This is a genomic window from Caballeronia sp. SL2Y3 (assembly GCF_022879575.1).
Classification (GTDB): domain Bacteria; phylum Pseudomonadota; class Gammaproteobacteria; order Burkholderiales; family Burkholderiaceae; genus Caballeronia.
The window spans coordinates 1,814,130-1,833,874 of the sequence record NZ_CP084260.1 but is presented as its reverse complement, the minus strand read 5'-3'; the positions used below and the strand labels follow the sequence as shown (position 1 = coordinate 1,833,874).

Sequence of the window (19,745 nt, the reverse complement as noted above, 5' to 3'; positions counted from 1 at the left end):
CCTCAGTCGACCCGGTGATCGTTGGGATGCGCGAAGAGCGCCTTCATCTCCGGCGACATCGGGAATCGCAGATTGATGCCGTCGGGCGGAATCGGCTGCATGAACCACGCTTCGTAGAGCTTCGCGGCTTCGCCGCTGCGCTGCATGTTCGCAATCACGTCGTCGACCATGCGCTTGAACACCGGATCGCCCCTGCGCATCATGCAGCCGTACGTCTCGGTCGCGAGCGATTCGCCGGTCACCATATAGTCGCTGCGCGCCGTGCCTTGCTCGGCGATCTGCCCGTAGAGCAGCGGATCGTCCATCACGAACGCAACCGCGCGATCGTTCTTCAGTGCTCCGAACGCTTCCGCGTGATCGCGCGCGCTGATGATGCGCATGTTCAGCTTGCGCTCCAGCGTCATCTGCCGAAGGATGCGCTCATCCGACGTGCCCGCCGTCGTGGCGACGGTCTTGCCCGCGAGGTCCGCGTAGTCGCGAATGCCCGACTTGCGCTTCACCGCCATGCGGATGCCGTACTGAAAGATGCTGTTGGAAAACGCGACGAGCGGATCGCGCTCGGCGATATGCGCCGTCGAGCCGCATTCCAGATCGATCTGGTTGTTGACCACGTAGGAGATGCGGTTCGCGGACGTGACCACCACGTTCTTGATCGCGAGGTTCGGCATGTTGAGCCGCCGCTTGACTTCGTCGACCACCTTCAGCGCGATGGCGTACGAATAGCCCGTCGGCTGCTGCCGCACCATGTACGAGAACGGCACCGACGACTCGCGCGCGCCCAGCACGATGGCGCCGTTCTCCGCGATCTTGCGCAGCGTCGCCGACGGCGGCATCTGATCGATCGCCGCCTGCGCGGAAGCCGCATGTGCGGCCGGGCAGGCGAGCGCAAGCGCCGCCGCCATCGCGCAGACCATGCGAACTGCCGGCGGTTGTGGCACTTTCATGCGGTCCTCGCCCGGAGCGTGCGCCTTCGGGCGATCACGCCGGCTTGCCCCAGCTGTCGCGCAGGCTGACGATCCGGTTGAACACCGGCTTGCCCGGCTGCGAATCGACGCGGTCCGCGACGAAGTAGCCGTGCCGCTCGAACTGAAAGCGGTCTTCGGGCATGGCTTCGCGGGCGCTCGGCTCCAGATACGCGTTGACGACGCGCTTCGAGTCCGGATTCAGCGCGTCGAGAAACTCCGCGCCGCCCGCGCCCGGTTGCGGCTCCTTGAACAGCCGGTCGTAGATGCGCACTTCGGCGGGGTAGGCGGTGGCCGCGCTGACCCAATGGATCGTGCCCTTGACCTTGTACGCGTTCGCGCCTTCCGTGCCGGACTTGCTGTCCGGGAAGTAGTTGCAATGCACGGCGGTCACGTTGCCGTTCTCGTCCTTGTCCGCGCCCGTGCATTCCACGACGAAGCCGTACTTCAGTCGCACCTTGTTGCCCGGGAACAGCCGGAAGTAGCCCTTCGGCGGCGTTTCCTGGAAGTCCTCGCGCTCGATCCACAGTTCGCGCGAAAACGGAAACGTGCGCGCGCCACGGTCCGGATGATGCGGATGCACCGGCGCGCTGCACTCGTCGGTCTGGCCTTCCGGATAGTTGTCGATGACGAGCTTCAGCGGATCCAGCACGGCGATCGCGCGCGGCGCTTTCTCGTCGAGATCGTCGCGCAGCGCGCCTTCGAGCACGCTCATGTCGATCCACGAATCCACCTTCGTCACGCCGACGCGCTCCACCATCAAGCGGATGCTTTCGGGCGTGAAGCCGCGACGCCGTACGCCGACGATGGTCGGCATGCGCGGATCGTCCCAGCCATCGACGTGATGCTCCTGCACGAGTTGCAAGAGCTTGCGCTTGCTCGTGATCGCATACGTGAGGTTCAGGCGCGAGAACTCGATTTGCTGCGGCAGCGGACGCTTGAAGACGCCGTCGTTCGCGAGCTGCGCGAGAAACCAGTCGTACAGCGGACGATGATCCTCGAATTCGAGCGTACACAGCGAATGCGTGATGTTCTCGAGCGCATCCGACACGCAATGCGCATAGTCGTACATCGGGTAGATGCACCAAGTGTCGCCGGTACGGTAGTGATGCGCGAAACGAATGCGGTAGATGACCGGATCGCGCATGTTGAAGTTGGGCGAAGCCATGTCGATCTTCGCGCGCAGCACGTGCTCGCCTTCCTTGAACTCGCCCGCCTTCATGCGGCGGAAGAGGTCGAGGTTCTCTTCGGGCGTGCGGTCGCGATACGGCGAGTTGATGCCCGCTTCGGTGGCCGAGCCGCGCGTCGCGCGCATTTCCTCGGCGCTCTGGCTGTCGACGTACGCCTGACCCTTCGCGATCAGCATTTCCGCGAACTCGTACAGCTTGTCGTAGTAGTCGCTCGCGAAGTACTTGTGCTCGCGGCCGTCCTTGTTCCAGTCGTAGCCGAGCCACTTCACGGCGTCGATGATGGAGTCCACGTACTCGACGCTTTCCTTCTCGGGATTGGTGTCGTCGAAACGCAGATGGCACACGCCGCCGTAATCCGCGGCCAGCCCGAAGTTCACGCAGATGCTCTTCGCATGGCCGATGTGCAGGTAGCCGTTCGGCTCGGGCGGAAAGCGCGTCTCGACCCGCTGCGCCCATTTGCCGGAGCGGTTGTCGTCTTCAATGATGTTGCGGATGAAATTGGATGGCGCCGGGGCGTCGTTGCGATCGGTGTTCATGCGAAAAAGAGTGCCAACGGATGCGCTCGCGTGTGATCGGTTCGGCAACCGTTCCGCGCGGCTCGGAACGGGTTCGAATCATGACTGGATATCGGGTCGATTCTACCTTACGCAACCGGCGCGGGCAGGCGGGTTGCGCCTCGTCGCCGGCGGGTGGCGCGCGAGCCGTTTCGTAACGACCGTAACGGGACGTAAATCGCCTTGTGAGCCGCATCGGGCGGATTTTATGATCGGCTCGCCACGTCGGGTTTCGCCCCGGCGAAGCAGTACACAACAAGACATCACAACGACAACACAAGCAGAAGAAGGAACCCAGCCATGAAGAAGATCGCTATCACGACCATCAAGCTCGCCGCGGCAGCCGCCCTCGTTTCGAGCCTCGCCGCGTGCTCGGGTATGTCGCGCCAGCAGGCGCACGCCGGCGTCGGCGCCGCTGCCGGCGGCGCGCTCGGCTATCTCGTGACGGGCGGGCCGCTCGGCACCGTCGCGGGCGCGGCGGCGGGCGGGCTGATCGGCGCGGGCGTGCGCTGATCTCGGCTCAAATCGCCTTCGACGCCCGTAGTCGCGCGATTTTCTCGTCGTCGTAACCCAGCACGTCGGCGAGCACGCTCGCCGTATGTTCGCCGAGCATCGGCGGATGCGTGCGCGCTTCGGGCGGAGTCGCGCTCATCTTGATCGGGCTCGCGACGAGCTTTACCGCGCCGCCTTCCGGATGCCGCAAGTCGATCTGCATCCGCCGCGCGATCACCTGCGGGTCGTCGAACACTTCCGCGAGATCGTTGATCGGCCCGCACGGCACGCCCGCCGCTTCCAGCGCCGCAAGCCATGCGTGCTTGCCGCGCGCGCGCACCATGTCCGCGAGAATCGGCACGAGCAGGTCGCGATTGCGCACGCGCGAGGGGTTCGTCGCGAAGCGCGGATCGTCGGCCAGTTCCGCGCGTCCGCCCGCTTCGACGAACTTGCGGAACTGGCCGTCGTTGCCCACCGCGACGATGATCCAGCCATCGCTCGTCTGGAAGGTCTGATACGGCACGATGTTGGGATGCGCGTTGCCCCAGCGCACCGGCGGCTTGCCGCTCGCGAGGAAGTTCGTGTTCATGTTGGCGAGCATCGCCACCTGCACGTCGAGCAGCGCCATGTCGATGTACTGGCCTTCGCCCGTTCTGTCGCGATGACTCAGCGCCGCCAGGACGCCGACCGTCGCGTACATGCCGGTCATCAGGTCCGCGATGGCAACGCCGGCCTTCTGCGGGCCGCCGCCCGGCTGGCCGTCGCGCTCGCCGGTAATGCTCATGAACCCGCCGATGCCCTGAATGATGAAGTCGTAGCCCGCGCGCTGCGCATACGGACCCGTCTGCCCGAAGCCCGTTACCGAGCAATAGACGATGTCCGGCTTGACCTGCGCAAGCGATTCATAGTCGAGCCCGTACTTCTTCAACTGGCCGACCTTGTAGTTCTCCAGCACCACGTCGCTTTGCGCGGCGAGTTCGCGCACGATGCGCTGGCCTTCTTCGGTGGCGATATCCACCGTCACCGAGCGCTTGTTGCGGTTCGCCGCGAGATAGTAGGCGGCTTCGCGCGTGTCCTCGCCGTCGGGCGTCTTCAGATACGGCGGGCCCCAGTGGCGCGTGTCGTCGCCGGTTCCGGGCCGCTCGATCTTGATGACGTCCGCGCCGAGATCGGCCAGGGTCTGCGCGCACCACGGTCCCGCCAGCACGCGGGTGAGATCCAGTACGCGGATATGGCTCAGTGCTCCCATTCGATATATCGCTCGCTTGAATGTGGTTCGGTGAATCGGCTGCTGTTCACGCGACTGTCGCACGAAACCGCGCAGACGCGAAAGCAGGGCGGACGCGAACTGCGCGTAACGACTTTCGAGGACTCGCTCCAAGGCCGTTATCGGGCGGGGCCGCGCGGCGAATCCCGTATAATCGAACATTACGTCTGCCTGGCCGAAAGTCCTTGTCGCAAGGCCGTGCCGGGCAATACCAAAAACCGCATCAGAGAACGCAGACCGCGCCCCGTACGCCATGAAAGCCGCCGAAATACGCGAGAAATTCCTGAAGTTCTTCGAATCGAAGGGCCACACGATCGTCCGCTCGTCGAGCCTCGTGCCCGGCAACGACCCGACGCTGCTTTTCACGAACTCGGGCATGGTCCAGTTCAAGGACGTGTTCCTCGGCGCCGAATCGCGCCCGTACACGCGTGCGACCACCGCGCAGCGCAGCGTGCGCGCGGGCGGCAAGCATAACGATCTGGAGAACGTCGGCTACACCGCGCGGCATCACACGTTCTTCGAGATGCTCGGCAACTTTTCGTTCGGCGATTATTTCAAGCGCGACGCCATCCACTATTGCTGGGAGCTGTTGACGAAGGTCTACATGCTGCCGCCGGAAAAGCTCACCGTCACCGTCTATCAGGAAGACGACGAAGCCTACGATATCTGGGCGAAGGAAATCGGCGTGCCGACCGAGCGCATCATCCGCATCGGCGACAACAAGGGCGCGCGCTACGCATCGGACAACTTCTGGCAGATGGCCGATACCGGCCCGTGCGGTCCGTGCTCCGAAGTGTTCTATGACCACGGCCCGGAAATCTGGGGCGGCCCGCCGGGGTCGCCGGAGGAAGACGGCGACCGCTTCATCGAGATCTGGAATCTCGTGTTCATGCAGTTCAACCGCGACGCGCAGGGCAACATGACGCCGCTGCCGAAGCAGTGCGTTGATACTGGCATGGGTCTCGAACGTCTTGCGGCCGTGCTCCAGCACGTGCATAGCAACTACGAAATCGACCTGTTCCAGACGCTCATCAAGGCCGCCGGCCGCGAAACGAACACGGCCGATCTTGAGAACAACTCGCTGAAGGTGATCGCGGACCACATTCGCGCGTGCTCGTTTTTGATCGTCGACGGCGTGATTCCCGGCAACGAAGGCCGCGGCTACGTGCTGCGCCGTATCGTGCGCCGCGCGATCCGTCACGGCTACAAGCTCGGCAAGAAGAGCGCGTTCTTCCATAAGCTCGTGGCCGATCTCGTCGCGGAAATGGGCGCGGCCTATCCGGAACTGAAAGACGCGCAGCAGCGCGTGACCGACGTGCTGCGTCAGGAAGAAGAACGCTTCTTCGAGACGATCGAGCACGGCATGTCGATTCTCGAAGGCGAACTCGCGGAGCTGGAAAAGAAGGGCGTCAAGCAACTGGACGGCGAACTCGCGTTCAAGCTGCACGACACCTACGGTTTCCCGCTGGACCTGACGGCGGACGTGTGCCGCGAGCGCGGCGTGACGGTCGACGAACCCGCGTTCGACGACGCCATGGCCCGCCAGCGCGATCAGGCGCGCGCGGCCGGCAAGTTCAAGCTCGCGCAGGGCCTCGAATACTCGGGCGCGAAGACCACGTTCCACGGCTACGAGAAAGAGATTTTCGACGACGCGAAGATCGTCGCGCTGTATGTGGAAGGCGCGTCGGTTCAGGAGGCGCAAGCGGGACAACAGGCGGTCGTCGTGCTCGACCACACGCCGTTCTACGCGGAATCGGGCGGTCAGGTCGGCGATCAGGGCGTGCTCGTGAACGCGTCGACGCGCTTCGAAGTGGCCGACACGCTGAAAGTGCAGGCCGATGTCGTCGGTCATCACGGCACGGTCGCGCAGGGCACGCTCAAGGTCGGCGACGTGGTGAAGGCGCAGATCGACGCCGTGCGCCGCGCCCGCACCGCGCGCAACCACTCGGCCACGCACCTGATGCACAAGGCGCTGCGTGAAGTGCTCGGCGGCCATGTGCAGCAGAAAGGCTCGCTCGTCGATGCCGACAAGACGCGCTTCGACTTCGCGCATAACGCGCCGATGACGGACGAGCAGATCCGCCGCGTCGAAGAGATCGTCAACGCGGAGATTCTGGCGAACGCGCCGGGCGTCGTGCGCGTCATGCCTTACGACGAAGCGGTGAAGGGCGGCGCAATGGCGCTCTTCGGCGAGAAATACGGCGACACGGTGCGCGTGCTCGATCTCGGCTTCTCGCGCGAACTCTGCGGCGGCACGCACGTGCAGCGCACGGGCGACATCGGCTTCTTCAAGATCGTGATGGAAGGCGGCGTGGCGGCGGGCATTCGCCGCGTCGAGGCCATTACCGGCGACAACGCGGTGCGCTACGTGCAGGAACTGGAGGCGCGCATCAACGCGGCGGCGAGCGTGCTGAAGGCGCAGCCCTCGGAACTGACGCAGCGCATCGGACAGGTTCAGGAGCACGTGAAGTCGCTCGAAAAGGAACTGGCCGCGCTCAAGTCGAAGCTCGCGTCGAGCCAGGGCGATGAACTCGTCTCGCAAGCGGTGGACGTCTCCGGCGTTCATGTGCTCGCCGCCGAACTCGAAGGCGCGGACGTGAAGACGCTGCGCGAAACCGTCGACAAGCTGAAGGACAAGCTGAAGAGCGCGGCCATCGTGCTCGCATCGGTCGATGGCGGCAAGGTGAGCCTGATCGCGGGCGTGACGCCGGATGCATCGAAGAAGGTGAAGGCGGGCGAGCTCGTCAACTTCGTCGCGCAGCAAGTGGGCGGCAAGGGCGGCGGTCGTCCCGACATGGCGCAGGCGGGCGGCACGGAGCCTGCCAAGCTGCCGGCCGCGCTCGCAGGCGTGACAGGCTGGGTGCAGCAACAGCTCTAACGCAGCGCATCTGGCGTTAGGCAGTTCGAAGCGGCCCGATTCGGCGAAAGTCGATCGGGCCGTTCTTATTGTTGATTACAAGCTGTCAGGCATACGGCGTGCAACCTCGGTTTATCCAACCACAAAGGGAGATGAACCATGAATCGCACATTCGCATCCGTTTTGTTCGCCACCGCGATGATCGCTTCGACGGGAGCGGCGCAAGCGAAGGGCTGCATGGAAGGCGCGGCTGTCGGCGGCGTCGCGGGGCACGTGGCGGGCAAGCATGGCACGGCGGGCGCCGTCGGCGGCTGCGCGATCGGCCATCATGAAGCCAACAAGAAAGACAAGAAGGCTCAACAGGCAGCGGCAGCAAGCGCGCCGAGCGGCAAGTAAGCCGTAGCACGCGGGCGGCTGGCGGCCCACTTGCCGCTCGCTTGCCGCTCGCGTTCGCCGGTCGCGCGCAGAGCGGCATCGCTTGACCGCGCCCGCGCGACCGAACCGCTAAAATGGCCGGCATTGCGCACGGACGCATCACGCATACCGTTCGCGCGCAGCCCCGAGCCATGACAGCGATTCCCATGACAGCGCCCACGCCACTCACCCAGCATTTCGCCTCCGACAACTACGCCGGCATCTGCCCCGAGGCGCTCGCCGCCCTCGTCGAGGCCAACACCAGCGGCCACGAGCCTGCGTATGGCGACGATTCGTGGACCGCGCGCGTCTGCGACCGCATCCGCGAACTGTTCCAGACCGATTGCGAGGTCTTCTTCGTCTTCAACGGCACGGCGGCCAATTCGCTCGCGTTGGCTTCGCTGTGCCAGTCGTATCACTCGGTCATTTGCCACGAACTCGCGCATATCGAAACCGACGAATGCGGCGGTCCGGAGTTCTTCTCCGGCGGCTCGAAGCTGCTCACCGCGAAGGGCGAGAACGGCAAGCTCACGCCCGATGCCATCGAGGAACTCGTCACGAAGCGCGCCGACATCCACTATCCGAAGCCGAAGGTGGTCGCGCTCACGCAGGCGACGGAAGTGGGCACGGTCTATACCGTCGAGGAAGTGCGCGCGATCGCCGCAATCGCGAAGCGCCGGCATCTGAAGGTGCATATGGACGGCGCGCGTTTCGCGAATGCGGTCGCGACGCTGAACGTGCATCCGTCCGAGATCACGTGGCGCGCGGGCGTCGACGTGCTGTGCTTCGGCGGCACCAAGAACGGCCTGCCGGTCGGCGAGGCGGTCGTGTTCTTCGACAAGGCGCTCGCCACGGATTTCGCGTATCGCCTGAAGCAGGCGGGGCAGCTCGCATCGAAGATGCGCTTCATCTCGGCGCCGTGGCTCGGCCTGCTCGATGGCGACGTGTGGCTGCGCAACGCCCGTCACTCGAACGCAATGGCGCAACTCATGGCCGCACGCCTCGCGGACATTCCCGGCGTGAACGTCCTCTTCAAGCCCGAGGCCAACGCGGTGTTCGCGGAACTGCCCGCGCATGTGTCGGCGGCGCTGCGGGCGAAGGGCTGGCGCTTCTATCAGTTCATCGGCTCGGGCGGTTGCCGGCTGATGTGCGCGTGGGACACGAAGCCCGAAACCGTCGAGCGCTTCGCGGACGAAGTGCGCGCGCTGTGCGCCGCGCCCTGAATTCTGATTTGCGTTCGCGCGCGGCTGACCCGGATTGACACGTTCGCCGCGCGGCTCCTAACATGGCCGCAACCTAATTCCACCCCACCGAGCGCCATGGCTTTCATCTTCTATCTGACGCATATCCATCTCGGCTACGACTCGCTCGACATGCTGCAAAGCGAATGCGCGCGCATCGGCATGAAGCGGCCGCTCGTCATCACGGACAAGGGTGTCGCGGCGGCGGGGCTGTCCGCGCGCGTGATCGAAAGCGCGAAGCTCGGCGCGCCGCCCGTATTCGACGACACGCCGTCCAACCCGACCGAAGCGATGGTCATGGAAGCTGCCGCGCAGTACAAGCGCGAAGGCTGCGACGGGTTGATCGCGGTCGGCGGCGGTTCGGCCATCGATCTGGCGAAGGGCGTCGCGATTGCCGCCACGCATGACGAGCCGCTCACGCACTATGCGACGATCGAAGGCGGCAGCGGCAAGATCACCGAGCGCGCCGCGCCGCTCATCGCGGTGCCGACCACGTCCGGCACCGGCAGCGAAGTGGCGCGCGGCGCGATCATCATCCTGAACGACGGGCGCAAGCTCGGCTTTCATTCGTGGCACCTGCTGCCGAAATCCGCCATCTGCGATCCTTCGCTCACGCTCGGCCTGCCGCCCGGCCTCACCGCCGCGACCGGCATGGACGCGATCGCGCATTGCATCGAAACGTTCCTGGCGCCGGCGTTCAATCCGCCCGCGGACGGCATCGCGCTCGACGGGCTCGAACGCGCGTGGGCGAACATCGAGCGGGCCACGCGCGACGGTCAGGACCGTGACGCGCGCCTCAACATGATGTCGGCGTCGATGCAAGGCGCGATGGCGTTTCAAAAGGGACTCGGCTGCGTACATTCGCTGTCGCATCCGCTGGGCGGCCTCGCGGTGAACGGGCGCACGTCGCTGCATCACGGCACGCTCAACGCGGTCGTTCTGCCCGCCGTGCTGCGCTTCAACGAAAGCGCGCCGACAGTCGTCGCCGAACGCCGTCTCGCGCGCATGCGCCGCGTGATGAACCTCGCGGATAACGCGGATGTCGCGCAGGCGCTTCACGACATGACCGAACGCCTCGGCTTGCCGACGCGTCTGTCGCAAATGGGCGTGGACGAAAGCATGTTCGACAAGGTGGTCAAAGGCGCGCTCGCGGACCATTGCCACAAGACGAACCCGCGCGAGGCGAGCGCCGACGACTATCGCCGCATGCTGATGGAATCGCTCTGAACCATGACCAAGCCGGTTCGAACCACGCGAGCGGATTACCCGCACTTTCTCGCGATCAGCACGCGCTGGTCCGATAACGACGTGTATGGGCACGTCAATAACGTGGTCTATTACAGCTACTTCGATACGGTGGTGAACGAGTATCTACTGCGCCAGCGCGTGCTCGATTTCACCGGAGGCGAGACTATCGGGCTCGTGGTCGAGACGCACTGCAACTACTTCGCGTCGGTGGCGTTTCCCGAGCGCATCGACGCGGGCTTGCGCGTGGAGCGGCTCGGCACGTCGAGCGTGCGTTATGAAGTCGGCATCTTCGCGGAAGGCTCCGACGAGGCGGCCGCGCAGGGGCATTTCGTGCATGTGTACGTGGATCGCGTGACGCGCAGGCCAGTGCCGTTGCCCGCACCGCTCGTCGATGCGTTGAAGCCGTTGGTCAACGCCTGAACGCCTGAGGGTTTCGTGTCGCTTCAGTGGTTCACCGTCAGCCTGGTCAACGGCGTGAGTGTCGGGCTGCTGCTTTTCATGCTGTCGGCCGGTCTCACGCTGATCTTCTCGATGCTCGGCGTCCTCAACTTCGCGCACGCGAGCTTCTACATGCTGGGCGCGTATGTCGGTCAGGCGCTCGCGGTTCACGCCGGATTCTGGGTCGCGCTCGTTCTCGCGCCGCTCGCGGTCGGCGCGCTCGGCGCGCTGTTCGAGCGATATCTTCTGCGACGCGTGCATTCGCGCGGCGCGCTCGCGGAACTGCTGCTGACATTCGGCGCGGCCATGGTGATCGGCGAGGGCGTCAAGCTCGTCTGGGGCCTCGGTCCCTTGCCCGCAAACATTCCGCGCGCGCTCGACGGCCCGCTCTTCACGCTGTACGGCGCGGCCTTCCCGCGCTATCGCGTTTTCATGATGACGCTTTCCATCGCGATGCTCGGCGCGCTCGCCATCGTGCTTCGCACGTCCCGCACGGGCCTCGTCGTGCGCGCGGCGCTGACGCATCCGGCAACCGTCGAGACGCTCGGCCACGACGTGCCGCGCGTCTTCACGACGGTCTTCGCGGTCGGCACCGCGCTGGCCGCGCTGGCGGGCGTGATCGGCGCGCCGCTCGCCGTCATCGAGCCCGCAATGGCCGATGCGCTCGGGCCTATCGTCTTCGTCGTCGTGGTGATCGGCGGCATCGGCTCGCTGTCGGGCGCGCTCATCGCGTCGTTGTTGATCGGCTGCGCGCAGACCTTCGCTGTCGGCTCGACGGCGTCGGCGGGCAGCATCGCGGCATCGTTCGGTATCGCATTGCCCGATGCGTGGAGTGCGCTCACCCTCGCGCAGCTTGCGCCGGTCCTGCCGTATCTGCTGCTCGTGGCGATGCTCGCCGCGCGCCCGCACGGATTCATGGGCGAGCGCACGCGCGATGCATAGGTTAGTCGCGTTCGTTCTGCTGATGGCCGCGCTCGCGCTGCCGCCGGTTGTCTTCCATCAATCGTGGCTGCTCGCGTATCTCGCGCAGACGGCGACGTTGATCGTCTTCGCGCTCTCGTACAACCTGCTGCTCGGCGAAACCGGCTTGCTGTCGTTCGGGCACGCGGTGTATGCGGGCCTCGGCGCGTTCGCCGCCGCGCATGTGTTCAACGGCTTGCGCGTGCCCTTGCCGCTGCTGCCGCTCATCGGCGGATGCGCCGCCGCGCTGGCCGCCGTGCCCATCGGCGCGCTCTCGACGCAGCGCGCGGGCACCGCGTTCGCGATGATCACGCTCGGCATCGGCGAGCTCGTGGCGGCGAGTGTGTGGCTCGTTCCCGGCTGGTTCGGCGGCGAGGGCGGCGTGAGCATCGACCGCGCGAGCGGACCGCCGTTCTTCGCGTGGACGTTCGGTCCGCTGTGGCAGGCGTATGCGCTGATCGCGTGCTGGTGCATCGTCTCGACACTCGCGATGTTCGCGTTCACGCGCACGCCGATGTGCCGGCTCGCCAACGCCGTGCGCGACAACCCGGCGCGCGCCGCGGCCATCGGCTTCGCGCCGCGCCGCGTGCGCTTCACGATGCTTTTGGTGTCGGCGTTCTTTGCGGGCGTCGCGGGCGTGCTGTCGCTCGTCAGTGTCGAGCTCGTGTCGGCCGAAAGCGTCGGGCTCGCGCGCTCGACGGGCGTGCTCGTGGCAACGGTGATCGGCGGCACGGCGTCGTTCTTCGGTCCCGTGATCGGCGCGGTGCTGCTGACGTTCTTTAGCGTAGGCGTCGCGAGCGTGTCCGCCGCCTGGCCGATGTACCTCGGGCTTTTCTTCGTGTGGGCGGTCGTCGCGTTGCCGGAAGGCGTCGCGGGCATCTCGGCGCGTGACAGACGCGCGCTCGCCTTGCGCGTGCTTGGCGCGATTGCCTGGGGCGTTGCAGTGGTCGTCGCCGTCGAGACGCTCTATGCGCGCCACGCCGATGCCGCCACGCTGCCACGCGGCGCGTCATGGATCGCGGTGCCGTGTGCGTTGCTTGGGCTTTGGCTGGCCCGGATAAACGCACAAAGGAAGCACACGCGATGACCTCGGCACTGCACGTCGAAGGCATCGTCAAGCGATTCGGCGCGACCGAAGTTCTGCGCGGCGTCGATCTGCGCATCGAGAAAGGCGAGCGCCACGCGATCATCGGACCGAACGGCGCGGGGAAGTCGACGCTCTTCGATCTGATCTCGGGCCGCGCGAAGCCGGACGCGGGCCGCATCGTCGCGCGGGGCGTCGATATCACCGGCAAGCCGCCGCAGCGCGTGAGCCGCGTGCTCGCGCGCAGCTTTCAGACGACGAGCGTGTTCTCGCGGCTTTCGGTGCTCGACAACCTTCGATGCGCGGTGCTGGGCGCGGCGTCGTCGCGATGGGTGAACCGCTGGTTCCGCTCGCATGCGATCGACGAGCGTGCCCGCGCGATGCTCGAAGCAATCGGTCTTTCTTCGCGCGCCGACGAGCCTGCCGCGCGCCTCACGTACGCCGAGCAGCGCGCGCTGGATCTGGGCATCGCGCTCGCAACGGATGCGCCGCTCATTCTGCTCGACGAGCCCACTGCGGGCATGAATCGCGCGGAAGCGGCGCGCGCGCTCGCGTTGATTCGCGCGACGACGGAAGGGCGCACGCTGCTCGTCATCGAGCACGACATGGATGCGGTGTTCTCGCTTGCCCATCGCGTATCGGTGCTGGTTCGAGGGCGCGTGATCGCATCCGATACGCCCGATGCGATCCGCCGCCATCGTGATGTGCAGGAGGCTTACCTGGGAGCCGCGCCATGAGCGGGCTTTTGCGCATCGAGGACTTGCGCGCGTGGTACGGCGCGGCGCAAGTGCTGCATGGCGTGAACTTGTCGGTCGGGGAAGGCGAGGCGGTCGCGCTCGTCGGCCGCAATGGCTCGGGCCGTTCGACGCTCGCGAAAGCCATCATGGGCCTCGTGCGATGCGCGGGCAATATGCGTTATCGCGACGTGCAACTCGTCGGACAGCGTGCGTTTCGCATCGCGCGGCTGGGCATCGGCTATGTGCCGGAGACACGCGACGTATTTCCCGCCCTGAGCGTACGCGAGAACCTCGCGCTCGGCGAACGTAAAGGCACGCGCTTCACTTTCGACGATGCCTACGCGCTCTTTCCCGCGTTGAAGGAGCGCGCGTCGGTGAAGGCCGGCGCGCTATCCGGCGGCGAGCAGCAGATGCTGTCGCTCGCGCGCACGCTGATGGGCGATCCATCGCTCATCGTCATCGACGAACCCGGTGAAGGACTCGCGCCGCAAGTCATCGCGCAAGTGGCCGCATGCCTCGCGACGCTGCGTGAACGCGGCGTGGCGATATTGCTGATCGAAGAGCGGCTTGCGATCGCGCGCATGCTCGATGCGCGCGTCGCAGTGATGGGACACGGCGCGGTGCGCTTCGACGGTTCGCTCGCGCAACTCGATCAGCGTGGCGACGTAGTGCGCGAGTGGTTGTCGGTAGGGTGAATCAGCCCTGGCTGTCGCGCTCCACGATCCATTCGTGCTTCGGATCGTTCTTGAAGTGCCACGTCCGCTTGTCGCCCGCCATGACGTTCAGATAGTAGTTGTCGTACCCATACGGCACGACGACCGGGTGATAGCCGCGCGGCACCATCACGACATCGTGATCTTCCACGGCCATGGTTTCGTCGAGATCGCGTTCGTCGGTATAGACGCGCTGGAACGCAAAGCCCTGCGGCGGGTTCAAGCGATGATAATACGTCTCTTCGAGCGCGCTTTCAGTTGGTACGTTGTCCTGATCATGTTTATGCGGAGGATAACTCGATGCGTGTCCGCCGGGCGTTCTCACTTCCACCACGAGCAGCGACTCGGCGGCTTCGGTTTGCGGAAGAATATCGCAGACGTAGCGCGTATTCGCGTGTTTGCCGCGCGTCGAGCGTTTCATCTGCGAAGGCTCGATCAGACGCGGCGGATAGCGTCCCGTTGCAGGCGCGCTTGCCACCGCAAGCTCCGTTTCGCGCTCGGCGCGCACGATGGCGGCGAGCTTCGGCGGCACGTAGACCGCATACGGCGCGGCGTCTTCGAACACGCTGTCGCGCGAGCCGATGGACTGCCAATGCTCATCGCCCGCTTCGATGCTCACTGTCCCGGTCAGCACGACGATGCAGCTTTCGCGATCCGCGTCGTACACGTGCACGACATCGTCCGCATCCATGCGATACGCGGCGAAGCCCACATGCTTCCAGCCCGCGGAATCCGGTGTGACGCGCGCGATGGTCTGTCCTTCGCGCGATGCTTTCACTAGCAGGCTCATGCCGCCTCCTTGTACGTTGCATCGACGAGTGCGCGCAGCGTGCGATAGCCCCTGTCGGCATACGCATAGCTCGGCGCAATCACGGGATCCTGCTCCGCTTCCACCACGAGCCAGCCGCGATAGTCGTGCGCAGCAAGACACGCGACGATGCCGGGATAATCCACCGCGCCGTCGCCCGGCACGGTGAACGCGCCGTTGATGACCGCATCGAGAAAGCTCCAGTTGCGGTTACGCGCGAGCTTCACGATATCGGGCCGCACATCCTTGCAATGCACATGGCACACGCGCGCAATGTGCTTTTGCAGCACGCTCAACGCGTCGCCGCCGGCAAACGTGATATGGCCTGCATCGAAAAGCAGGCCGACGTCATCGCTCGTCAGCATCATCAAACGGTCCACGTCGGCCGGGGTTTCGACATACGCGCCCATGTGATGATGATAGGCGACGCGCACGCCCTTAGAAAGCGTGTATTCGGCAAAGCGGTTCAGCCGCTCGGCGTATTGCGACCATTGCGCATCCGAGAAGAAGCGCGGCCGCTGATACAGCGGACGAGGCGCGCCTTGAATCGAATCGGCGACTTCGCCATAGACCATCACGCTCGCGCCGTTTTGCGCAAGCAGGTCGAGATGCGGGCCTACAGCTTCGATCTCTTCTTCGGCGCTGCGTCGCGCGAGCTGGCCGGAATACCAGCCGGAGACGAGCGCCAGATCGTATTGCGCGAGCAGCGCCTTCAACGCTTGGGGTTCGCGCGGGAACTTGTTGCCGAGCTCGAAGCCTTCATAGCCGATGCGCTTGCCTTCGGTCAGCGCCACCGAAAGCGGCGTCTCGCCGCCGAGCGAAGGCAAGTCGTCGTTCATCCATGACAAGGGATTGATGCCGATGCGGACATTCAGGGGCATGGTGTCGTGTCCTTTGTTGATGCTTAGTCGATGTTGCCTGCGCGAGCCTTCAGCGCGCGTTCATACTTCGCGCGCGCGGACATGACCGCATCGCGATCCGAGACTTCGGGCACCGCCACTTCCCACCACCATCCGCCTTCTTCGGTGGTGCGGGCGGGATCGGTGTCGATGGAGATCAGATAGCTGCGGTCCGCAGCCCGTGCGCGCTTCATCGCGTCCTGCAGTTCGTTAATGTTTGCTACGTGTTCCGCGAGCGCGCCCATCGAACGTGCATGCATGGCGAAGTCGATATGCGGCGCGCCGGCTTCTCCTTGTCTGCAATCGTCGAGCAGATTGTTAAACGGCGCGCCGCCGCACGCCTGCTGCAAGCGGTTGATGCAGCCGTAACCGCGATTGTCGAGCAACACGACGATCAGCTTCGCGCCGAGCATCACCGATGTAGCGAGCTCGCTATTCATCATCAGATAGCTGCCGTCGCCGACGATCACGATCACTTCGCGCTCGGGCCGCGCGAGCTTCACGCCGAGGCCGCCCGCAATTTCATAGCCCATGCACGAATAGCCGTATTCGACGTGATAGCCGCCCGGCGCGCCCGTGCGCCACAGCTTCTGCAAGTCGGCGGGCAGCGTGCCCGCGGCGCAGACGACGATATCTTCAGCCGGCGATGCATCGTGCGAGCGTTGCACCGCGCCGATCACCTCCGCTTCGCGCGGCAAGCGGCCGTCCGGCGGCGGCGTGTTCGTCACGTGCGCGACGGTCTCGCGCCAGTCGTTCGACAGACGTTGCGCACGCGTGGTCCATTCGGGCGCGGCACGCCAGTCGCCGAGCGCTTGCGATAGGGCATCGAGCGCGAGACGCGCATCTGCTTCGACGGCCACGGCGTTTTGCTTGAGCGCATCGAATGGATTGGCGTTGATGGCGAGAAGCCTGGCCGCTGTGAAGAGCGTGTTCGATCCCGTCGTGAAGTCCTGCAAGCGCGTGCCGACGGCAAGCACGCAATCGCTCGCGTGCGCCAGTTCGTTCGCGGACGACGATCCCGTCACGCCGATGCCGCCCACGTTCAACGCGTCGTCCCATGCGAGCGCGCCCTTGCCGGCCTGCGTTTCCGCGACCGGGATGCCGTGCTTGTGCGCGAAGTCGCGCAGCGCCTCGGTGGCGAGGCCATACAGCACGCCGCCGCCCGACACGATCATCGGCTCGCGTGATCCACGCAGCAACGCGGCCGCACGCGCGATCTCGCGCGACGATGCGGCCGGCGCATGAAACTCGACTGCACGCGGCTGGAAGAACGAAGCAGGGTAGTCATACGCCATCGCCTGCACGTCTTGCGGCAGCGCGAGCGTCACGGGTCCGCATTGCGCGGCATCGGTCAACACGCGAATGGCGCGCGGCAACGCGATCAACAACTGCGCGGGATGCACGATGCGATCGAAATATCGCGACACGGCCTTGAGCGCATCGTTCGCGGATGCCCCGCCGTCATGCGCGTCTTCGACTTGCTGCAACACCGGATCAGGCGCGCGCGAGACGAAGATATCGCCGGGCAAGAGCAGCACCGGCAAGCGGTTGACGTGGGCAAGCGCGGCGGCTGTGACGAGATTCGTCGCGCCCGGGCCGATGGATGTCGTCACCGCCATCATGCGGCGCCGCATGTGCGCCTTGGCGAAGGCAATCGCGCTATGCGCCATCGCTTGTTCGTTATGCGCGCGATACGTCGGCAATTCCTCGCGATGCCGGTACAGCGCCTCGCCCATGCCCGCGACATTGCCATGCCCGAAGATCGCGAAGACGCCGCCGAACAGCGGCTCGCCGTGTTCCGTGGAGAGTGCCGCAAGATAGCGCACGAGCGCCTGCGCGGCAGTCAGTCTGATGGTGGAAGCCACTGCGTTCATGCGGCTTGCTCCTGGGTTGCGTGAAGGGTCTTGATATCGGCTGTCGTGTCCTGGGATGCGCGCGCATCGCGCCATGCCGCGATCAAGGTCTCGAAGGTGCGGCGCACGCGGGCGATGAGTTCGTCGTCGCTTATCTCGCCCGCAAGCCATGCGTGGCTCGGCTCATGAAAGATGGTGCGGCCTACCGTGAAGCCTTTGCATGCCTTCGACGATGCCGCTTGCCTGAAGCCATCGCGCAACTGATCGACGCCCGCCGACAATCCCAGCAGCACGACGCCGCGACAATACGGATCGCGCTCGGCGATCAAGCCATCGACGGCTTGCCATTGCGCGGCGCTCATCGGTTCGAGCTTCCACCATTCGGGGTATAACTGAAGGTTATAGAGCCGCTTCAGCGCGCGATACACGGTGTCGTCGGCAACGGGCGGTCCGTTCTTCGGCACGATCACTTCGAGCAGCAGTTCGTGGCCGCTTGCCTGCACTGCATGGTATAGCGCGCGCAACTGCGCTTCCTGTTCGAGGCGCACGTCATGCGGATGATCCGGGTGATAGTGAACGAGGCACTTCACCACATGCTCGCGCGGCCATTCGACGAGCGTCGTGCCGACCGATCGGCCATGATCGAAGACGAGCGGCATCGAGCCGGGCAACTCCACCGGCCGGCCGATCCACCAGCCGCGCCCAGTTGCCGCGTTCAGCGCATCCTGTCCGTAGCGGTCGTCGATCAACACGCCGATACGTCCTTCGAGTTGCAGTTCCTTTTCCGTCTGCGAGACCGCTTCGACGAACAAGCCCTTGAGCGCCGAGATGCGCGCTTCGCTCGCGCCCGTTTGCTGCGCGAGTTCGAAGAACTGGTTGCGATGATCGAACGCAAAGCCCAGCACTTCGTCCCATGCGTTGCGCGCAGGGCTCACGCGATGCAGCCGCGCGAGCGTCGCATCGCGGTCGGGGCGGCGCATGCGCGCCGGGTCCTGTTTTGCTGCGGCAAGGAAATAGTCGAGTTCGGCGGGCGTCGGCATGGCGGGCGCGCAGCCGTGTCGCGAAACGACGAGCGCGCCGCACGCATTGGCCGCGCTCGCGCAGGCTTCGAGCGGCGCATCGCGCAGCCAGCCGGAGAGGAAGCCGGAGGCGAACGCATCGCCTGCGCCGAGCACGTTCAGCACTTCCACTTCGACGCCGCCGTGAATGGGCGCATCGTCGATGGAAGCGGGCACCGCGCCTTCGATGATCGAACATCCGAGCGGCCCGCGCTTCACCACGAGCGTCGCGCTCGTGACGGTACGCACCATCATCAGCGCATCGATGAGACGGTCCTTGCCGCCCGCGATACGAAACTCTTCTTCGGTGCCGATCACGAGATCCATCAGCGGCAAGATGCGCTGCAAATGCGCGGTCACGCCTTCGTTGGCGACAAAGCGCGTCTCGCCGTCGGCCTTGCCCGTGAGACCCCACAGCACCGGCCGATAGTCGATGTCGAGTATCGTGCGCACCTGATTGCGCCGCGCATATTCGAGCGCGCGGCGGCTCGTGCGATTCACGTGCTCCGTCGAGAAGTGCGTGCCGGTGATGAGCAGCGCCTTCGATGACGCGATATACGCTTCGTCGAAGTCGCTTTCGTCGACGGCCATGTCCGCGCAATTCTCGCGATAGAAGACGAGCGGGAACGTATCGCGATCTTCTATGCCGAGCAGCACGAGCGCGGTCAGCCGCTCGGGATCGATTCGAACATGGCTGATATCGCAGCCTTCGCGCGCGAGCGTTTCGGTGAGAAAGCGCCCCATGTGGTCATTGCCGACGCGTGCGAGCATCGACGACTTGAGCCCGAGCCGCGCGCAGCCGAACGCGATGTTCGCCGACGATCCGCCCAGATACTTTGCAAACGTCGATACGTCTTCGAGCCGCGCGCCGACTTGCTGTGCATACAGATCGACGGCGAGACGCCCGAGGCACACGATATCGCGCGTGCGGTCCGGCGCGAAACGGGAAGTGTTTTGTGCAGGCATGAAT

17 protein-coding genes are annotated in these 19,745 nt (G+C 65.3%); 10 read left to right on the top strand and 7 right to left on the bottom strand.

The features are described 5' to 3' along the window. Window positions 1-2 precede the first annotated feature (2 nt). Together LDZ26_RS08630 and LDZ26_RS08625 are read right to left on the bottom strand one after the other, a co-directional pair. Window positions 3-944, bottom strand: a complete 942-nt coding sequence (locus tag LDZ26_RS08630; RefSeq protein ID WP_370650541.1) for a transporter substrate-binding domain-containing protein — start codon at window positions 942-944, stop codon at window positions 3-5. A gap of 34 nt (window positions 945-978) precedes the next feature. Next, the gene (locus tag LDZ26_RS08625) at window positions 979-2,688 is read right to left on the bottom strand and encodes a glutamine--tRNA ligase/YqeY domain fusion protein (RefSeq protein WP_244846868.1); all 1,710 of its coding nucleotides are present in this window, start codon (window positions 2,686-2,688) and stop codon (window positions 979-981) included. Window positions 2,689-3,006: 318 nt separating this feature from the next. Here LDZ26_RS08625 and LDZ26_RS08620 point away from each other — a divergent pair, with 318 nt between their 5' ends. Further along, a complete protein-coding gene (locus LDZ26_RS08620) occupies window positions 3,007-3,219 on the top strand; it encodes an ornithine carbamoyltransferase (protein WP_175944351.1) in 213 nt (70 codons plus the stop codon). A gap of 7 nt (window positions 3,220-3,226) precedes the next feature. Here the strand turns inward: LDZ26_RS08620 and LDZ26_RS08615 are convergent, their stop codons facing one another. Then, on the bottom strand, window positions 3,227-4,447 hold the full coding sequence (locus LDZ26_RS08615; RefSeq protein WP_244846867.1) for a CaiB/BaiF CoA-transferase family protein: 1,221 nt from the start codon (window positions 4,445-4,447) through the stop codon (window positions 3,227-3,229). 271 nt (window positions 4,448-4,718) lie between these two features. Here LDZ26_RS08615 and alaS point away from each other — a divergent pair, with 271 nt between their 5' ends. The 9 genes from alaS to LDZ26_RS08570 all read left to right on the top strand — a co-directional run bounded on the left by alaS (window position 4,719) and on the right by LDZ26_RS08570 (window position 14,139). Continuing rightward, window positions 4,719-7,343 carry an alanine--tRNA ligase gene (gene alaS / locus LDZ26_RS08610; protein WP_244846866.1) on the top strand — a complete coding sequence of 875 codons (2,625 nt, stop codon included), beginning with the start codon at window positions 4,719-4,721 and terminating at the stop codon, window positions 7,341-7,343. A 138-nt stretch (window positions 7,344-7,481) separates the two neighbouring features. Further along, window positions 7,482-7,718 (top strand): hypothetical protein, encoded by a 237-nt coding sequence (locus LDZ26_RS08605; RefSeq protein ID WP_244846865.1) that lies wholly within the window; start codon window positions 7,482-7,484, stop codon window positions 7,716-7,718. A 185-nt stretch (window positions 7,719-7,903) separates the two neighbouring features. After that, window positions 7,904-8,959, top strand: a complete 1,056-nt coding sequence (locus tag LDZ26_RS08600; protein ID WP_244849101.1) for a low specificity L-threonine aldolase — start codon at window positions 7,904-7,906, stop codon at window positions 8,957-8,959. Window positions 8,960-9,055: 96 nt separating this feature from the next. Continuing rightward, window positions 9,056-10,204, top strand: coding sequence for an iron-containing alcohol dehydrogenase (locus tag LDZ26_RS08595; RefSeq protein ID WP_244846864.1), 1,149 nt, complete (start codon window positions 9,056-9,058; stop codon window positions 10,202-10,204). A 3-nt stretch (window positions 10,205-10,207) separates the two neighbouring features. Then, window positions 10,208-10,645: a thioesterase family protein gene (locus LDZ26_RS08590; protein WP_244846863.1), complete on the top strand. Its 438-nt coding sequence runs from the start codon at window positions 10,208-10,210 to the stop codon at window positions 10,643-10,645. Between the two features lie 78 nt (window positions 10,646-10,723). Then, window positions 10,724-11,605 carry a branched-chain amino acid ABC transporter permease gene (locus tag LDZ26_RS08585; RefSeq protein ID WP_244849099.1) on the top strand — a complete coding sequence of 294 codons (882 nt, stop codon included), beginning with the start codon at window positions 10,724-10,726 and terminating at the stop codon, window positions 11,603-11,605. Then, window positions 11,598-12,710: a branched-chain amino acid ABC transporter permease gene (locus LDZ26_RS08580; protein WP_244846862.1), complete on the top strand. Its 1,113-nt coding sequence runs from the start codon at window positions 11,598-11,600 to the stop codon at window positions 12,708-12,710. The genes LDZ26_RS08585 and LDZ26_RS08580 overlap by 8 nt, the downstream gene beginning before the upstream one ends. Continuing rightward, window positions 12,707-13,444: an ABC transporter ATP-binding protein gene (locus LDZ26_RS08575; RefSeq protein ID WP_244846861.1), complete on the top strand. Its 738-nt coding sequence runs from the start codon at window positions 12,707-12,709 to the stop codon at window positions 13,442-13,444. Before LDZ26_RS08580 ends, LDZ26_RS08575 begins: the two co-directional genes overlap by 4 nt. Continuing rightward, window positions 13,441-14,139, top strand: a complete 699-nt coding sequence (locus LDZ26_RS08570; RefSeq protein WP_244846860.1) for an ABC transporter ATP-binding protein — start codon at window positions 13,441-13,443, stop codon at window positions 14,137-14,139. Before LDZ26_RS08575 ends, LDZ26_RS08570 begins: the two co-directional genes overlap by 4 nt. A 1-nt stretch (window position 14,140) precedes the next feature. Here LDZ26_RS08570 and iolB read toward each other — a convergent pair whose 3' ends face one another. The 4 genes from iolB to iolC are packed head-to-tail and all read right to left on the bottom strand — an operon-like array spanning window position 14,141 to window position 19,741. Further along, window positions 14,141-14,947, bottom strand: a complete 807-nt coding sequence (gene iolB, locus LDZ26_RS08565; protein ID WP_244846859.1) for a 5-deoxy-glucuronate isomerase — start codon at window positions 14,945-14,947, stop codon at window positions 14,141-14,143. Next, a complete protein-coding gene (gene iolE / locus LDZ26_RS08560) occupies window positions 14,944-15,846 on the bottom strand; it encodes a myo-inosose-2 dehydratase (RefSeq protein WP_244846858.1) in 903 nt (300 codons plus the stop codon). Before iolE ends, iolB begins: the two co-directional genes overlap by 4 nt. Window positions 15,847-15,869: 23 nt before the next feature. Further along, window positions 15,870-17,738, bottom strand: coding sequence for a 3D-(3,5/4)-trihydroxycyclohexane-1,2-dione acylhydrolase (decyclizing) (gene iolD, locus LDZ26_RS08555; RefSeq protein ID WP_244846857.1), 1,869 nt, complete (start codon window positions 17,736-17,738; stop codon window positions 15,870-15,872). After that, entirely contained in the window at window positions 17,735-19,741 is a 2,007-nt protein-coding gene (iolC, locus tag LDZ26_RS08550) for a 5-dehydro-2-deoxygluconokinase (RefSeq protein WP_244846856.1), read from the bottom strand. The genes iolD and iolC overlap by 4 nt, the downstream gene beginning before the upstream one ends. Window positions 19,742-19,745: the final 4 nt, after the last annotated feature.

Bases quoted from the DNA above. Each gene is read 5' to 3' on its own strand.
- LDZ26_RS08630 (WP_370650541.1), bottom strand. From the start codon at position 944: ATGAAAGTGCCACAACCGCCGGCAGTTCGCATGGTCTGCGCGATGGCG.
- LDZ26_RS08625 (WP_244846868.1), bottom strand. From the start codon at position 2,688: ATGAACACCGATCGCAACGACGCCCCGGCGCCATCCAATTTCATCCGC.
- LDZ26_RS08620 (WP_175944351.1), top strand. From the start codon at position 3,007: ATGAAGAAGATCGCTATCACGACCATCAAGCTCGCCGCGGCAGCCGCC.
- LDZ26_RS08615 (WP_244846867.1), bottom strand. From the start codon at position 4,447: ATGGGAGCACTGAGCCATATCCGCGTACTGGATCTCACCCGCGTGCTG.
- alaS (WP_244846866.1), top strand. From the start codon at position 4,719: ATGAAAGCCGCCGAAATACGCGAGAAATTCCTGAAGTTCTTCGAATCG.
- LDZ26_RS08605 (WP_244846865.1), top strand. From the start codon at position 7,482: ATGAATCGCACATTCGCATCCGTTTTGTTCGCCACCGCGATGATCGCT.
- LDZ26_RS08600 (WP_244849101.1), top strand. From the start codon at position 7,904: ATGACAGCGCCCACGCCACTCACCCAGCATTTCGCCTCCGACAACTAC.
- LDZ26_RS08595 (WP_244846864.1), top strand. From the start codon at position 9,056: ATGGCTTTCATCTTCTATCTGACGCATATCCATCTCGGCTACGACTCG.
- LDZ26_RS08590 (WP_244846863.1), top strand. From the start codon at position 10,208: ATGACCAAGCCGGTTCGAACCACGCGAGCGGATTACCCGCACTTTCTC.
- LDZ26_RS08585 (WP_244849099.1), top strand. From the start codon at position 10,724: ATGCTGTCGGCCGGTCTCACGCTGATCTTCTCGATGCTCGGCGTCCTC.
- LDZ26_RS08580 (WP_244846862.1), top strand. From the start codon at position 11,598: ATGCATAGGTTAGTCGCGTTCGTTCTGCTGATGGCCGCGCTCGCGCTG.
- LDZ26_RS08575 (WP_244846861.1), top strand. From the start codon at position 12,707: ATGACCTCGGCACTGCACGTCGAAGGCATCGTCAAGCGATTCGGCGCG.
- LDZ26_RS08570 (WP_244846860.1), top strand. From the start codon at position 13,441: ATGAGCGGGCTTTTGCGCATCGAGGACTTGCGCGCGTGGTACGGCGCG.
- iolB (WP_244846859.1), bottom strand. From the start codon at position 14,947: ATGAGCCTGCTAGTGAAAGCATCGCGCGAAGGACAGACCATCGCGCGC.
- iolE (WP_244846858.1), bottom strand. From the start codon at position 15,846: ATGCCCCTGAATGTCCGCATCGGCATCAATCCCTTGTCATGGATGAAC.
- iolD (WP_244846857.1), bottom strand. From the start codon at position 17,738: ATGAACGCAGTGGCTTCCACCATCAGACTGACTGCCGCGCAGGCGCTC.
- iolC (WP_244846856.1), bottom strand. From the start codon at position 19,741: ATGCCTGCACAAAACACTTCCCGTTTCGCGCCGGACCGCACGCGCGAT.